General features: G+C 70.5%; 14 protein-coding genes. 6 read left to right on the top strand and 8 right to left on the bottom strand.

The window, feature by feature from the left end; all coding sequences use genetic code 11:
* Window positions 1–8 precede the first annotated feature (8 nt).
* From BDK63_RS08080 to hemE, 5 genes are all read right to left on the bottom strand, one after another.
* Window positions 9–1,109 (bottom strand): amino acid ABC transporter permease, encoded by a 1,101-nt coding sequence (locus BDK63_RS08080; RefSeq protein ID WP_183330863.1) that lies wholly within the window; start codon window positions 1,107–1,109, stop codon window positions 9–11.
* Window positions 1,110–1,119: 10 nt separating this feature from the next.
* A complete protein-coding gene (locus BDK63_RS08075; RefSeq protein ID WP_183330862.1) occupies window positions 1,120–2,310 on the bottom strand; it encodes an amino acid ABC transporter permease in 1,191 nt (396 codons plus the stop codon).
* Window positions 2,311–2,421: 111 nt separating this feature from the next.
* Window positions 2,422–3,447, bottom strand: a complete 1,026-nt coding sequence (locus BDK63_RS08070) for an amino acid ABC transporter substrate-binding protein (RefSeq protein ID WP_183330861.1) — start codon at window positions 3,445–3,447, stop codon at window positions 2,422–2,424.
* 293 nt (window positions 3,448–3,740) lie between these two features.
* Window positions 3,741–4,127, bottom strand: coding sequence for a VanZ family protein (locus BDK63_RS08065; protein ID WP_183330860.1), 387 nt, complete (start codon window positions 4,125–4,127; stop codon window positions 3,741–3,743).
* Window positions 4,120–5,196 (bottom strand): uroporphyrinogen decarboxylase, encoded by a 1,077-nt coding sequence (gene hemE / locus BDK63_RS08060; RefSeq protein ID WP_183330859.1) that lies wholly within the window; start codon window positions 5,194–5,196, stop codon window positions 4,120–4,122. Before hemE ends, BDK63_RS08065 begins: the two co-directional genes overlap by 8 nt.
* 158 nt (window positions 5,197–5,354) lie before the next feature.
* Between hemE and ribA the strand changes: the two genes are divergently transcribed.
* A complete protein-coding gene (ribA, locus tag BDK63_RS08055; RefSeq protein ID WP_183330858.1) occupies window positions 5,355–5,990 on the top strand; it encodes a GTP cyclohydrolase II in 636 nt (211 codons plus the stop codon).
* Window positions 5,991–6,043: 53 nt separating this feature from the next.
* Window positions 6,044–6,715, top strand: coding sequence for a PAQR family membrane homeostasis protein TrhA (gene trhA, locus BDK63_RS08050; protein WP_183330857.1), 672 nt, complete (start codon window positions 6,044–6,046; stop codon window positions 6,713–6,715).
* 79 nt (window positions 6,716–6,794) lie between these two features.
* On the opposite strand, the gene dxs is transcribed toward trhA, so the two are convergent.
* The 3 genes from dxs to BDK63_RS08035 are packed head-to-tail and all read right to left on the bottom strand — an operon-like array spanning window position 6,795 to window position 9,905.
* Window positions 6,795–8,720, bottom strand: a complete 1,926-nt coding sequence (gene dxs / locus BDK63_RS08045) for a 1-deoxy-D-xylulose-5-phosphate synthase (protein ID WP_183330856.1) — start codon at window positions 8,718–8,720, stop codon at window positions 6,795–6,797.
* Window positions 8,721–8,737: 17 nt separating this feature from the next.
* Window positions 8,738–9,628, bottom strand: coding sequence for a polyprenyl synthetase family protein (locus BDK63_RS08040; protein ID WP_183330855.1), 891 nt, complete (start codon window positions 9,626–9,628; stop codon window positions 8,738–8,740).
* Window positions 9,612–9,905: an exodeoxyribonuclease VII small subunit gene (locus BDK63_RS08035; protein WP_183330854.1), complete on the bottom strand. Its 294-nt coding sequence runs from the start codon at window positions 9,903–9,905 to the stop codon at window positions 9,612–9,614. The genes BDK63_RS08040 and BDK63_RS08035 overlap by 17 nt, the downstream gene beginning before the upstream one ends.
* A gap of 230 nt (window positions 9,906–10,135) precedes the next feature.
* Here BDK63_RS08035 and serA point away from each other — a divergent pair, with 230 nt between their 5' ends.
* The 4 genes from serA (at window position 10,136) to BDK63_RS08015 (ending at window position 13,789) form a co-directional block, all read left to right on the top strand.
* Window positions 10,136–11,386, top strand: coding sequence for a phosphoglycerate dehydrogenase (serA, locus tag BDK63_RS08030; RefSeq protein WP_183330853.1), 1,251 nt, complete (start codon window positions 10,136–10,138; stop codon window positions 11,384–11,386).
* Window positions 11,387–11,549: 163 nt separating this feature from the next.
* Complete coding sequence (locus tag BDK63_RS08025; RefSeq protein WP_183330852.1) at window positions 11,550–12,335, top strand: enoyl-CoA hydratase; 786 nt, start codon at window positions 11,550–11,552, stop codon at window positions 12,333–12,335.
* A 105-nt stretch (window positions 12,336–12,440) separates the two neighbouring features.
* Window positions 12,441–13,283, top strand: a complete 843-nt coding sequence (locus BDK63_RS08020) for an IclR family transcriptional regulator domain-containing protein (protein WP_183330851.1) — start codon at window positions 12,441–12,443, stop codon at window positions 13,281–13,283.
* Entirely contained in the window at window positions 13,280–13,789 is a 510-nt protein-coding gene (locus BDK63_RS08015; protein ID WP_183330850.1) for an Lcl C-terminal domain-containing protein, read from the top strand. The genes BDK63_RS08020 and BDK63_RS08015 overlap by 4 nt, the downstream gene beginning before the upstream one ends.
* Window positions 13,790–13,791: the final 2 nt, after the last annotated feature.

Genomic DNA, 13,791 nt, shown 5'->3' with positions numbered 1-13,791 from the left:
GCCGCTTCCTAGCGTTGATGGCCGGTATGCAGTTTCCGCTCCAGATACTGGCTGTAGCGCGACATGCTGAAGCAGAAGATCCAGAACATGAACGCGGCAAACACGTAGCCCTCCAGGGCGAAGCCCAGCCAGCGGGAGTCGGACAGCGCCGCCTGGACGATGCCCAGCAGGTCGAAGAGCCCGATGATCATCACCAGGGTGGTGTCCTTGAACAGCGAGATGAAGGTGTTGACGATGCCGGGGATCATCATCTTCAGCGCCTGGGGCAGCACGATCAGCCCCATGCGCATCCAGTAGCTCATGCCCAGCGCCGCGGCGGCCTCCTCCTGCCCCCGCGGGATCGCCTGCAGGCCGCCGCGGATCACCTCGGCCATGTAGGCGCTCTGGAACAGGGTGATGCCGATCAGCGCCCGCACCAGGCGGTCGACGCTGACCCCGGTGGGCAGGAAAAGCGGCAACATCACCGAGGCCATGAACAGGATGGTGATCAGCGGCACCCCGCGCCAGAACTCGATGAACACCACGCAGAAGCTCTTGACGATGGGCATCTGCGAGCGGCGCCCGAGGGCCAGCAGGATGCCGATGGGCAGGGCCGCCACCATCCCCACCACGGCCAGGATCAGGGTCAGCATCAGCCCGCCCCAGCGGTGGGTCTCCACCAGGGGCAGGCCGAAGTGGCCGCCGTAGAGCATCACGTAGGCGAACACCGGGAAGGCCAGCAGGGTCGCGATGGCCACCCAGCGCTTGAAGGGCAGCCGCGGGATCGCCAGCCAGGCGATCAGCACCGCGAAGCTGGCGAAGACGAGGTTCACCCGCCACAGCTCGTCGCGGGGGTAGAGCCCGTAGATGAACTGGGTCAGGCGGGCGTTGACGAACACCCAGCAGGCGCCCTCCCGTGAGCAGTCGTCGCGGCTGGTGCCGATCCAGTCGGCGTTGATGAAGGCCCACTGGATCGTCGGCGTCAGCAGCACGTAGAGCAGGTAGAGGCCCACCAGGGTGAACACCGTGTTCACCGGGCCGCTGAACAGGTTGGCGCGCAGCCAGGCCAGGGGGCCCACGGTGCGGATCGGTGCCGGCCGCGCCTCGATCATCTTGTCGTTGTGTGTCATGGCGCCTCTCCTAGCGTTCCACCAGCGCCACGCGGGCGTTGAACCAGTTCATGAACATCGACACCAGCAGGCTGATGGTGAGGTAGACCGCCATGGTCATGGCGATCACCTCGATGGCCTGCCCCGTCTGGTTGAGGGTCGTGCCGGCGAACACCGAGACCAGGTCCGGGTAGCCGATGGCGGTGGCCAGCGAGGAGTTCTTGATCAGGTTGAGGTACTGGCTGGTGAGCGGCGGGATGATCACCCGCAGCGCCTGGGGCACCACCACCAGCCGCAGCACCAGCCCCTGGGGCAGGCTCAGCGCCTGGGCCGCCTCGGTCTGGCCGTGGGGGATCGCCTGGATCCCCGAGCGCACGATCTCGGCGATGAACGAGGCCGTGTAGATGGAGAGCGCCAGCCACAGGGCCAGGAACTCCGGGATCACCGTGATGCCGCCGCGGAAGTTGAAGCCGCGCAGCTCCGGCACGTCCCAGGTCACCGGCACCCCGGTGACCACCAGCACCGCAAGCGGCAGGCCGACAATCAGCGCCAGGGATATCCAGCCCGCCGGCAGCCGCCGGCCGGTGGCCTCATGGCGGCGCTTGTTCCAGACGATCAGGGCGATGCTGGCGACCACGGCGACGGCCAGGGCCAGCGGGATCAGGCCGAAGCCGGACTCGAAGAGCGGCTCCGGCAGGAACAGGCCGCGCACGTTGAGGAACACCGCCTCGCCCAGGGACATGCTGTCCCGGGGGCTCGGCAGGGCGCGCAGCACGGCGAAGTACCAGAAGAAGATCTGCAGCAGCAGCGGGATGTTGCGGAAGATCTCGATGTAGCCGCTGGCCAGCCGGGCGATCAGCCAGTTGGGCGACAGCCGGGCGATCCCCACCGTGAAGCCGATGATCGTCGCCGCCAGCACGCCGAGGGCCGAGACCAGCAGGGTATTGAGCAGCCCGACCAGGAAGGTGCGGCCGTAGGTGCTCTGGGAGGAGTAGTCGATCAGGCTCTGGACGATGCCGAAGCCCGCGGTGTTGTTGAGAAAGCCGAAGCCAGTGGTGATGCCTCGCTGGGCGAGGTTCGCCTGGGTATTGCCGATGATGAAGATCAGGAAGGCCGCCACGGCGGCCACCAGCAGCAGCTGGAAGATCAACGCCCGCTTGGCGCGATCGCGCCAGAACGGCGGCCTGGGGCCCGCCGGCCGGGCCTGGGGTCTTGTGGACATGGGGGAGGTCTCCGCCTGGATCCGTCAAGCAGCGTGCGGGACCGCCGGCCCGGGATCCCCGGGGCGGCGGTCGGGTCGATTCCCCGGTGCCGGGCGGCACCGGGGGGCCGCTCAGCGGATCGGCGGGGCGTACTGGATGCCGCCCTCGGTCCACAGGGCGTTGATGCCGCGCTCGATCTCCAGCGGGGAGCCCATGCCGACGTTGCGGTCGAAGCTCTCGCCGTAGTTGCCCACCTGCTTGATGATGTTGTAGGCCCAGTCGGCGGACAGGCCCATGCCCTCGCCGTAGTTGCCGTCCTGGCCGAGCAGGCGCGCGATGTCCGGATCCTCGGACTCGAGCATCTCGTCGACGTTGTCCTGGGTGATGCCCATCTCCTCGGCGTTGAGCATGGCGAACAGCGACCACTTGACGATGTTGAGCCACTGGTCGTCACCCTGACGCACCACCGGGCCCAGCGGCTCCTTGGAGATGATCTCCGGCAGGATCATCGAGGCGTCCGGCTCGGCGAGCTGGATGCGCAGCGCGGCGAGCTGGGAGGTATCGGAGGTCAGCACGTCGCAGCGGCCGGCATCGTAGCCGCCGACGGTCTGCTCGGAGGTGTCGAAGACGATGGGGTCGAACTCCATGTCGTTGGCGCGGAAGTAGTCGGCCACGTTGAGCTCGGTGGTGGTGCCGGACTGCACGCAGATCGCCGCGCCATCGAGCTCCTTGGCGCTGGTGATGCCCATGTCGCGGTGGATCATGAAGCCGATGCCGTCGTAGAAGGTCACGCCGGTGAAGTTGAGGCCCAGGGTGGTGTCGCGGGTGGTGGTCCAGGTGGTGTTGCGGGAGAGCACGTCCACCTCGCCGGACTGCAGCGCGGTGAAGCGCTCCACGGCGTTGAGCGACACGTAGCGCACCGCCTCGGAATCGCCGAACACCGCGGCCGCCACGGCGCGGCAGACGTCGACATCCAGGCCCTGCCACTCGCCCGCGTCGTCCGGGGCCGAGAAGCCCGGCAGGCCATCGCTGACGCCGCACTGGACCGCGCCACGGTCGCGGGTCTCCTCGAGGGTGGAGGCCTGGGCGACGGAGGTGGCCGCGAAGGCCAGGGCGCCGGCGGAGGCCAGCAGGAGCAGCTTGTTGTTGTTCAGCATGGGGATCTTCCCTCGCATCTTGGAGTGTTGTTCGTGTTGTCACGCATGCCCGCAGCATGCGCGATGACTGCAGCAAGGATCATTCCATATCCGCCGGGTGCCAGGAATCCTGTGCTTTCAACGCTGCCGGGGGAGTGGAATCCCCGCCCCCGTGATACGGCCACGGCGCCGCCCTGGCGCACGGAGAGGCCCGGCGGCACCCCGGCGGTGCGTCAGGTGCGCCGAACGCGAGGCGCCCCGCGGCCGGTCTCGGCAGCGGGGCGCCAGGGGGTCGCGGGCGGGACCCTCGCGGCTCAGGCGCGCGGCCGCAGTCCCCGCCGCAGCAGGTGGAGCAGCACCACCGCGAAGGCGGCGCCGAGGGAGTTGGCGAGGATGTCGGCCCAGTCGCCGCCGCTGCGCCCCGGCACCGGGACCTGGGCAACTTCGATGGCGATGCCGAAGAGCACGGCGGCCAGGAAGGCACGCGGCAGGCGCACCCCGGCCAGGCCGATCAGCCCGGCCAGGCCGGCGTAGCCGACGAAGTGATTGAACTTGTCCCAGGGCAGGTTCGAGGGCATCTCGCTGCCCGGGGTCAGGCTGCCCAGGGCGATGGCCAGCGCCCCCAGGACGGCCAGCGCCGCCCACAGGCGGCGCCGGTCATGCAGGCCTCTCAGCCGGTTCCGCCAGGCCCCTTCAGCCATGCTGGATCCGGCGGTGGTAGGCCGGGCTCAGCTCGTGCAGCGCCTCCATGAAGGCGGTGACGTTGTCGGGGTTGGTGAACTGGCTGATGCCGTGGCCCAGGTTGAACACGTGCCCGGGGCCGGCGCCGTAGCTGTCGAGGATGCGCGCCACCTCGGCACGGATCGCCGTCGGGCGGGCGAACAGCACGTTCGGGTCCAAGTTGCCCTGCAGGGCCACCTTGTGGCCGACCCGGGCGCGGGCGTCGGCGAGCTCGGTGGTCCAGTCGATCCCCACGGCATCGGGGCCCGCCAGGGCGATGTCCTCGAGCCACTGGCCGCCGTTCTTGGTGAACAGGATCACCGGCACGCGCCTGCCGTCGTGGTCGCGGATCAGGCCGGCGACGATCTGCTCCATGTAGCGCAGCGAGAACTCCAGGTAGGCCGGGGTGGAGAGCGCCCCGCCCCAGGTGTCGAAGATCTGCACCGCCTGGGCGCCGGCACGGATCTGGGCGTTGAGGTACTCGGTGACCGCCGTGGCCAGGGTATCGAGCAGGTCATGCATCACGCTGGGCGTGTCGTAGAGCATGGTCTTGACGTGGCGGAAGTCCTTGCTGGAGCTGCCCTCGACCATGTAGGTGGCCAGGGTCCAGGGGCTGCCGGAGAAGCCGATCAGCGGCACCCGGCCGTTCAGCTCGCGACGGATGGTGGAGACCGCGCGCATCACGTAGTCCAGGTCGCGCTCGGCGTCGGGCACGGCGAGCGCCGCCACGTCCTCGGCGCTGCGCACCGGCTTGCGGAACTTGGGTCCCTCGCCGGTCTCGAAGTAGAGCCCCAGCCCCATGGCGTCGGGGATGGTGAGGATATCCGAGAAGAGGATCGCCGCATCCAGCGGGTAGCGCTCCAGGGGCTGCAGGGTGACCTCGCAGGCCAGGTCCTGGTTGCGACAGAGGTCCATGAAGTTCCCGGCCTCGGCGCGGGTGGCGCGGTACTCCGGCAGGTAGCGGCCGGCCTGGCGCATCATCCACACCGGGGTGCGGTCCACAGGCTGACGCGCCAGGGCGCGCAGAAAGCGATCGTTCTTGAGTTCCATGCAGGCGGTCATCCACGGGAAATGTGGGCCATATTGTACCCGATCATGGCGCCAGGGGCTGCGGTCGTGAGCCCGGCGCGGCTTCCTGCTAGAATAGGCCCCCACCCGCCGGCATCGCCCTGCCGTGGACCAAGAAGGGCCTGACACCGAGGTACCCCGTGACGATCCGATTCATCGCCGCCTCCCGGCTGCCCACCCCCTGGGCCACCTTCACCATGCATGGCTTCGAGGATGAAGCCACCGGCAAGGACCATATCGCCCTGACCCTGGGCGACGTCGCCGACGGCGAGCCGGTGCTGGGGAGGGTCCACTCCGAGTGCCTGACCGGCGATGCGCTGTTCTCGATGCGCTGCGACTGCGGCTACCAGCTGCAGGAGGCCCTGAAGCGCATCGCCGAGGCGGGGCGCGGGGTGCTGCTCTACCTGCGCCAGGAGGGGCGCGGCATCGGCCTGCTCAACAAGATCCGCGCCTACCACCTGCAGGATCAGGGGGCCGACACCGTGGAGGCCAACGAGCGCCTCGGCTTCGGTGCCGACCTGCGCCGCTATGACCTCTGCGTGCCGATGCTCGAGCACCTTGGCGTCGCATCGCTTAGACTGATGACCAACAACCCGCGCAAGGTCGAGGCCCTGACCAGCGCCGGCGTGCGCGTGGTGGTGCGGGTCCCGCTGACCACCGGCCTGAACCCCCACAACGAGCAGTACCTGTCCACCAAGGCCGGCAAGCTCGGCCACATGATGGCGCTGGGCGACTTCACCCAGGCCAGCGACGTGGACATCGAACGCAAGCCCTGAGGACGGGAACCCTTCCCGCCATCGGGGCGTCCCCTGACCAGGGAGGAGACCCGATGAACCGCTCATCCCGCGAGACGGACACCCCCTTCAGCGTCGTCGAGGAGTGGCTGCACAGCATCAGCCACGGCATCGGCGCGGTGCTGAGCCTGGCCGGGGCCACGGTGCTGCTGGTGCTGGCCAGCCTGGCGGCCCACGTGGACCCCTGGAAGCTGGCCGGTATCGGCCTCTACGGCACCAGCCTGGTGCTGCTCTACACCGCCTCGACGCTCTACCACGGCGTCCGCCACCCTCGCCTCAAGCGGCTGTTCCAGCTGCTGGACCACTGCGCCATCTACCTGCTGATCGCCGGCACCTACACGCCCTTCCTGCTGGTCAACCTGCGCGGCCCCACCGGCTGGACGCTGTTCGCCGTGGTCTGGTCCCTGGCGCTGGGGGGCATCGCCTGCAAGCTGCTCTGGCCCCACCGCTTCGCGGCGCTGCGGGTGGGGATCTACCTGCTGATGGGCTGGCTGATCCTCTTCGCCGGCGGAGAGATGGCCGAGCGGCTATCCGCCACGGGCATCGCCCTGCTGGTGGCCGGCGGCCTCACCTACACCCTCGGCGTGCTCTTCTACGCGATCCGCGCGATCCCCTTCAACCACGTCATCTGGCACCTCTTCGTGCTGGGCGGCAGCGCCTTCCACTACTTCGCGGTCTATACCGCCGTGCTGCCCCACGGCGTCTGACCCGGGACAGGCGACCGCCCCGCCCCTCGGCGAGGGAGACGGGGCGGCAGGGCGGCCTCGGCCGCGAGGCGCGGAACGCTCAGGGCAGCCGGGCGCGGATCGCCGCCTCGATGCCCTCGGCGTCCAGGCCGCACTCGGCCAGCAGCTCGGCGGGCTTGCCGTGCTCGACGAAGGCGTCAGGCAGCCCCAGGTTGAGCACCTCCGTCTTCACACCCTCGGCGGCCAGCAGCTCGTTGACCGCGCTGCCGGCGCCGCCGGCCACCACGTTCTCCTCCAGGGTCACCAGCAGGTCGTGGTCCGCGGCGGCGGCCAGCACCGCCTCGCGGTCCAGCGGCTTGATGCTGCGCATGTTGAGGTGGCTGGCATCAAGCCGCCCGGCCACCTCGGCGGCCGGCGTGTTGAGGCTGCCGAAGGCCAGCAGGGCGACCCGGCGCCCCGGCTCGGCGCGGCCCTCGCGGCGCACCCGAGCCTGGCCGATGGCGATGGGCGCCAGGTGGGCGGGGATCTCGACCCCGGGGCCGGTGCCCCGGGGGTAGCGCACCGCGGCGGGGCCGGGGTGGTGATAGGCGGCGCTCAGCATGGAGCGGCACTCCGCCTCGTCGGCCGGCGCCAGCACCACCAGGCCAGGCACGCAGCGCAGGTAGGAGAGGTCCAGGCTACCGTGGTGGGTGGGGCCATCCTCGCCCACCAGGCCGGCGCGGTCGATGGCGAAGGTGACGTCGAGCGCCTGCACCGCCACGTCATGGATCAGCTGGTCGTAGCCGCGCTGCAGGAAGGTCGAGTAGATCGCCACCACCGGCTTCATGCCCTCGCAGGCCATGCCGGCGGCCAGGGTCACGGCGTGCTGTTCGGCGATGGCGACGTCGAAGTAGCGCTCCGGGTACTCCCGGGAGAAGCGGATCAGGTCGGAGCCCTCGCGCATGGCCGGGGTGATGCCGATCAGCCGCGGGTCGGCGGCGGCCATGTCGCACAGCCAGTCGCCGAAGACGTTGCAGTACTTCTTCTTCGGCGGGGAGGGCGGGCTTGCCGGCGGCCTGACGGGCTTGAGCGGCGGCGGCACCTCGCCGTTCTTCTCAAGCTTGGTGATGGCGTGGTAGCCGATGGGGTCCGCCTCGGCGGGCAGGAAGCCGCGCCCCTTGCGGGTCTTGACGTGCAGGAACTGGGGCCCCTCCAGGTCGCGCATGTTGCGCAGGGTCTGCACCAGCAGCGGCAGGTCGTGGCCGTCGATGGGGCCGATGTAGTTGAAGCCCATCTCCTCGAAGAGCGTGGCCGGGCTGATCATGCCCTTCATGTGCTCCTCGGTGCGCCGCGCCAGCTCCAGGGCCCCGGGCAGGTGGGAGAGCACCTTCTTGCCGCCCTCGCGCATGGTGGTGTAGGGCTTGCTGGCCAGGATCCGCGCCAGGTAGCTGGCGATGCCGCCGACGTTCTCGGAGATCGACATCTCGTTGTCGTTGAGCACCACCAGCAGGTTGGCGTCCACGTGGCCGGCGTGGGCCAGGGCCTCGAAGGCCATGCCCGCGGTCAGCGCGCCGTCGCCGATCACCGCGCAGACGCGGCGCTGCTCGCCGCAGGCGCGGGCGGCCAGGGCCATGCCCAGGGCCGCCGAGATGGAGGTGCTGGAGTGGCCCACGCCGAAGGTGTCGAACTCCGATTCGGCGCGGCGCGGAAAGGCCGCCAGGCCGCCGTAGTGGCGGATGTTCGGCATCGCCTCGCGGCGCCCGGTGAGGATCTTGTGGGGGTAGGCCTGGTGGCCCACGTCCCATACCAGGCGGTCATGGGGCGTCTCCAGCGCCTGGTGCAGGGCCACGGTGAGCTCCACGACACCGAGGCCGGCCCCGAAGTGCCCCCCGGAGACCCCGACGCTGTAGAGCAGGTAGGCGCGCAGCTCGTCGGCCACCTGCGCCAGCTGCGCGGTGGTCATGGCGCGCAGCGCGGCCGGCGTCTCCAGGGTGTCGAGCAGCGGCGTGGCCGGGCGCTCGACGGGAATGTCATCGAACAGCTTCATGGGCTCATCTTGTCGGGTCAGTGGTCACGCTCGATCATGTATCGCGCCAGCGCCGCCAGCGGCATGGCGGGCTCGCCCAGCGGCTCCAGGGCGGCGACGGCCTGCTCGACCAGCTCGGCGGCCCGGCGACGGGCCCCCTCGAGCCCGAGCAGGGCGGGATAGGTGGGCTTGTCCCGGGCGGCGTCGGCCCCGGAGGCCTTGCCCAGGGTGACGGTATCTCCGGTGACGTCGAGCACGTCGTCGTGGATCTGGAAGGCCAGGCCGATGGCCCCGGCATAGGCCCCCAGGGCCGCCAGGCGCGGGTCGGCCTCGTCCACCGCCACCAGGCCGCCCAGCCGCACGGCCGCGCGAATCAGCGCGCCGGTCTTGTGGCCGTGCATGGTGGCCAGGGCCGTGACATCGGGGTGGCCGCCCACGGCGGCGAGGTCCAGCGCCTGGCCGGCCACCATGCCGTCGCGGCCGGCGGCCTCGGCCAGGGCGAGGATCAGCGCCGGGAGCCGTGGATGACCGGCCCGCGCCAGCACCTCGAAGGCCAGCGCCTGGAGGGCATCGCCGGCCAGGATCGCCGTGGCCTCGTCGAAGGCGCGGTGCACCGTGGGCTGGCCGCGGCGCAGGTCGTCGTCGTCCATGGCCGGCAGGTCATCGTGGACCAGCGAATAGGCGTGGACCAGCTCGATGGCCATGGCCGGGGCGTCCAGGGCGTCGTCCGCCGCGCCCAGGGCGCGGCCGGCGGCATAGACCAGCACCGGGCGCAGCCGCTTGCCCCCCACCAGCACGCCGTGGCGCATGGCGGCGTCGAGCCGCGGCGCGGGCGCCGCACGATCGACGAAGAGCGCCGCCAGGCCGGCGTCCACCCGGGCTCGATCCGCGGCCAGGCGGGCCGTCAGGGCGTCAGCGTTCACCGTCATCCTCCGCCGGCGGGGCGGCGAAGGGCTCGAGCTCGACGCCCCCGTCCGGCCCCTCGGTGAGGGTCCGCACCTTGAGCTCCGCCTCGTCGAGGCGCCGCTGGGCGTCGCGGGTCAGCCGCACGCCCTCCTCGAAGGCGGACAGCGAGCCCTCCAGCGACAGCTCGCCGGACTCCAGCCGCTCCACCAGCTGCTCCAGCCGCTCGACGGTGGCGGCGAAATCCATCGTGGCCGCCTCGCCGGCCTGGGGGCCGTCCGGCCGCTCGTTGCGCTCTGCCATGGTTGTGTCTGCCACGATCCTCGGGTCGGTCGGGATTGCCGAAAGGCCACAGTATACACGCTCCCCCCGGGGGGTCGTCTGCCCCGGCACCGCATCGGCGAACATGCAGGCGCTTCATCATGGCGCGCAGCATTTTCATCCTGGCTCATCCGACGCCTGTGGTAGAATCGGCGCCCTCCCACCTTACCTGACACTGCATGCGGCTCGCGCCGGAAGGGGTTGATTCAACCATGGCCAAGACGTCCCTGGACAAGAGCAAGATCAAGATCCTGCTGCTCGAGGGGGTCCACCAGAGCGCGGTGGACAATCTGCACAACGCGGGATACACCAGCATCGAGCACCTGCCCACCTCGCTGGACGAGGCGGCGCTGATCGAGAAGATCCGCGATGTCCACTTCATCGGCATCCGCTCGCGCACCCAGCTCACCGAGCGGGTCTTCGCCGCCGCCGAGAAGCTGGTGGCGGTGGGCTGCTTCTGCATCGGCACCAACCAGGTCGACCTCAACGCGGCCCTGGTACGCGGCATCCCGGTGTTCAACGCCCCCTACTCCAACACCCGCTCGGTGGCCGAGCTGGTGCTGGCCGAGGCGATCATGCTGCTGCGTGGCATCCCCGAGAAGAACGCCCGCGCCCACCGCGGCGGCTGGCTGAAGTCGGCGAAGAACTCCCATGAGGCCCGCGGCAAGACCCTGGGGATCGTCGGCTACGGCAGCATCGGCTCGCAGCTCTCGGTGCTGGCCGAGTCGCTGGGCTTCGACGTCATCTACTACGACGTGGTGACCAAGCTGGGCATGGGCAACGCCCGCCAGGTGCCCAGCCTCGACGACCTGCTGGCCCGCGCCGACGTGGTCAGCCTGCACGTGCCCGAGCTGCCCTCCACCAAGTGGATGATCGGCGCCGAGCAGATCGCCCGCATGAAGGAGGGCAGCATCCTGATCAACGCCTCCCGTGGCAGCGTGGTGGTGATCGAGGCCCTGGCCGAGGCCCTCGCGGCCGGCCGCCTCAACGGCGCCGCCATCGATGTCTTCCCGGTGGAGCCCAAGGGCAACGACGAGGAGTTCGTCAGCCCGCTGCGCGGCATGGACAACGTGATCCTGACCCCCCACGTGGGCGGCTCCACCCTGGAAGCCCAGGAGAACATCGGCATCGAGGTCTCAGAGAAGCTGATCACCTACTCCGACAACGGCACCACCGTCACCTCGGTCAACTTCCCCGAGGTCGCCCTGCCGGCCCACCCGGACAAGCATCGTCTGCTGCACATCCACGACAACGTGCCGGGAGTGCTCTCCGAGATCAACCGGGTGCTCTCCGAGAACGACATCAACATCTCCGGCCAGTACCTGCAGACCAACGAGAAGGTCGGCTACGTGGTGATCGACGTGGACAAGGCCTATGGCCCCCAGGCCCTCGAGGCCCTGCGCCAGGTGGAGCACACCCTCAAGGTCCGCGTGCTCTACTCCGAGACCAACAGCGCGGCGTAACCCCCCTCGCCGCCGCACCGCCCGGGGCCGCCGTGTCGCCACGACACGGCGGCCCTTCGCGTCCGGGCCCACCGGCACGGCGCCCCCTCCTTTGGTCGCAGCCCGCCCGACAGCGCCGCCACAGGCGCTAGGCTGACGCCTGCCGAACCGACCGGAGAGACCGATGACCGACCCGACCGCCCCCGTGCTGCGCCAGGACCACGACGGCGTGACCACCCTGACCCTCAACCGCCCCGGAAGCTTCAACGCCCTTTCCGAGGAGATGCTGGAGGCCCTGCAGGCCGAGCTGGCACGGCTGGCCGACGATGGCGGCGTGCGCTGCGTGGTGATCGCCGCCGAGGGGCGCGCCTTCTGCGCCGGCCACGACCTCAAGCAGATGCGCGCCAACCCCGACAAGGCCTACTACCAGACCCTGTTCGCCCGCTGCGGCGCGGTGATGCAGGCCATCGTCGAGCTGCCGGTGCCGGTCATCGCCCGGGTCCAGGGGCTGGCCACCGCCGCCGGCTGCCAGCTGGTGGCCAGCTGCGACCTGGCGGTGGCCGCGCGCTCGGCGCGGTTCGCCGTCTCCGGCATCAACGCCGGACTGTTCTGCTCTACCCCGGCGGTGGCGCTGTCGCGCAACGTGGCCCGCAAGCGCGCCATGGAGCTGCTCTTCACCGGCGAGTTCATCGACGCCGAGACCGCCCGCGACTGGGGGCTGGTCAACCGGATTGCCGACGACGCGGCCCTCGATACCGCCGTGGCCGAGCTCACCACCAGCATCTGCGCCAAGAGCGCGGTGGCGGTGCGCACCGGCAAGGCGATGTTCCAGCGCCAGCTGCAGATGCCGCTGGACGAGGCCTACGCCTTCGCCGGCGAGGTGATGGCCTGCAACATGATGGCCGAGGACGCCGGCGAGGGCATCGACGCCTTCATCGAGAAGCGTGCCCCGCAGTGGCGGGACCGCTGAGGCGCCTGCCACGGGCAATGGAAGCCATTTCCGCAACCGAGACAGGGCCGTGGCGACACGGTATCCTGTCCGCTGGCGTACCAACGCGGCACGAGGAGAGACCGGGTGAGTGAAGTCAAGCGCAGGACGGCGGGGCGCCCCGCCGGATCAGGCAAGTCGGCCAGTGGCCACAGCCAGTCACTGGTGCGCGGGCTCAACCTGCTCGAGCGCCTGGCCGCCAGCCCCGGGGGCCTGGCGCTCTCCGAGGTGGCCGAGCAGGCCGACCTGGCGCCCTCGACGACCCACCGCCTGCTGCAGGCGCTGCAGAGCCAGGGCTTCGTCACCCAGGACAGCGAGCTCGGCGTCTGGAAGATCGACGTGAAGACCTTCCGCATCGGCAACAGCTTCCTCGAGGCCCGCGACTTCGTGGCTACCAGCCGCCCCTTCCTGCGCCGCCTCACCGCCCTGACCGGCGAGACCGCCAACCTGGGCATCCGCGATGGCGGCACGGCGGTGTTCCTCGCCCAGAGCGAATCGTCGCAGATGATGCGCATGATCACCCGGCTGGGCTCCCGCGCCCCGCTGCACGCCTCCGGCGTCGGCAAGGCGCTGATGGCCTGGCTGCCGGACGACGAGTTCGAGCGCATCCTCGCCGAGCAGGGCCTCGCCCGGGTCACCGAGAATACCCTGCACACGCCGGAGACCCTGCGCGAGGGAATGGCCGAGATCCGCCGCCAGGGCTTCGCCTGCGACCGCGAGGAGCACGCCATCGGCCTGCAGTGCGTGGCCGCCTGCATCCACGACGAGCACGGCATCCCGCTGGCCGCCATCTCGGTCTCGGGGCCCAAGGCGCGCATCCCCGAGTCGCGGCTCCCCGAACTCGGCGAACTGGTGCGCACCACCGCCGCCGAGATCACCGCCCTGCTGGGCGGACGGGTGCCGGAACCGCCCGCCTCCCCGGGGCCATGACGCGCCTCGCCTGCCGGCTGCCCCTGCTGGCCGTGGCGGTGATGCTCACCGCCACGGCCCAAGGTGACCTGCTCCCGCAGGGAGATCGGGTCATCGACACGGCGCAGTCGCTGGTATGGCAGCGCTGCAGCAAGGGGCAGGCCTTTGCCGACGAACGCTGCCAGGGGACGGCCACCCGGATGACCTTCCTGGAGGCCCGAGCCGAGGCCAGGGCCCGGCACAGCCGGGCGTGCCCCTGGCGGCTGCCCCGCTTCCACGAGCTGAACGCCCTGCGGCTGCCGAGCCCCGCCGAGCACGGACCGGCGATCGACACCGCCGCCTTTCCGGATACCCCGGCCGGCTGGTACTGGACCGAGGCCAGCGCCGGCGGTCACTCCCAGCAGGACTGCTTCGTGGACTTCGCCGGGGCGGGCAGGACCCGCTGCAACATGGGCGGCAGCTTCTACCTCAGGCTGGTGATGGATCATGACGGCGAGGCGCCTTCCCCCACCTGCCGCACGCCCTGAGC

This window comes from Halomonas campaniensis (assembly GCF_014193375.1).
Lineage (GTDB): Bacteria > Pseudomonadota > Gammaproteobacteria > Pseudomonadales > Halomonadaceae > Halomonas > Halomonas campaniensis.
The sequence above is the reverse complement of the archived record's forward strand: the minus strand, read 5'-3'. Positions and strand labels throughout refer to the sequence as shown.

Excerpts from the sequence above, each read along its gene's own strand:
- dxs (WP_183330856.1), bottom strand. The coding sequence starts at position 8,720 with ATGAAGCTGTTCGATGACATTCCCGTCGAGCGCCCGGCCACGCCGCTG.
- BDK63_RS08065 (WP_183330860.1), bottom strand. The coding sequence starts at position 4,127 with ATGGCTGAAGGGGCCTGGCGGAACCGGCTGAGAGGCCTGCATGACCGG.
- BDK63_RS08025 (WP_183330852.1), top strand. The coding sequence starts at position 11,550 with ATGACCGACCCGACCGCCCCCGTGCTGCGCCAGGACCACGACGGCGTG.
- serA (WP_183330853.1), top strand. The coding sequence starts at position 10,136 with ATGGCCAAGACGTCCCTGGACAAGAGCAAGATCAAGATCCTGCTGCTC.
- BDK63_RS08040 (WP_183330855.1), bottom strand. The coding sequence starts at position 9,628 with ATGACGGTGAACGCTGACGCCCTGACGGCCCGCCTGGCCGCGGATCGA.
- trhA (WP_183330857.1), top strand. The coding sequence starts at position 6,044 with ATGAACCGCTCATCCCGCGAGACGGACACCCCCTTCAGCGTCGTCGAG.
- BDK63_RS08075 (WP_183330862.1), bottom strand. The coding sequence starts at position 2,310 with ATGTCCACAAGACCCCAGGCCCGGCCGGCGGGCCCCAGGCCGCCGTTC.
- BDK63_RS08015 (WP_183330850.1), top strand. The coding sequence starts at position 13,280 with ATGACGCGCCTCGCCTGCCGGCTGCCCCTGCTGGCCGTGGCGGTGATG.
- BDK63_RS08070 (WP_183330861.1), bottom strand. The coding sequence starts at position 3,447 with ATGCTGAACAACAACAAGCTGCTCCTGCTGGCCTCCGCCGGCGCCCTG.
- hemE (WP_183330859.1), bottom strand. The coding sequence starts at position 5,196 with ATGGAACTCAAGAACGATCGCTTTCTGCGCGCCCTGGCGCGTCAGCCT.
- BDK63_RS08080 (WP_183330863.1), bottom strand. The coding sequence starts at position 1,109 with ATGACACACAACGACAAGATGATCGAGGCGCGGCCGGCACCGATCCGC.
- BDK63_RS08035 (WP_183330854.1), bottom strand. The coding sequence starts at position 9,905 with ATGGCAGAGCGCAACGAGCGGCCGGACGGCCCCCAGGCCGGCGAGGCG.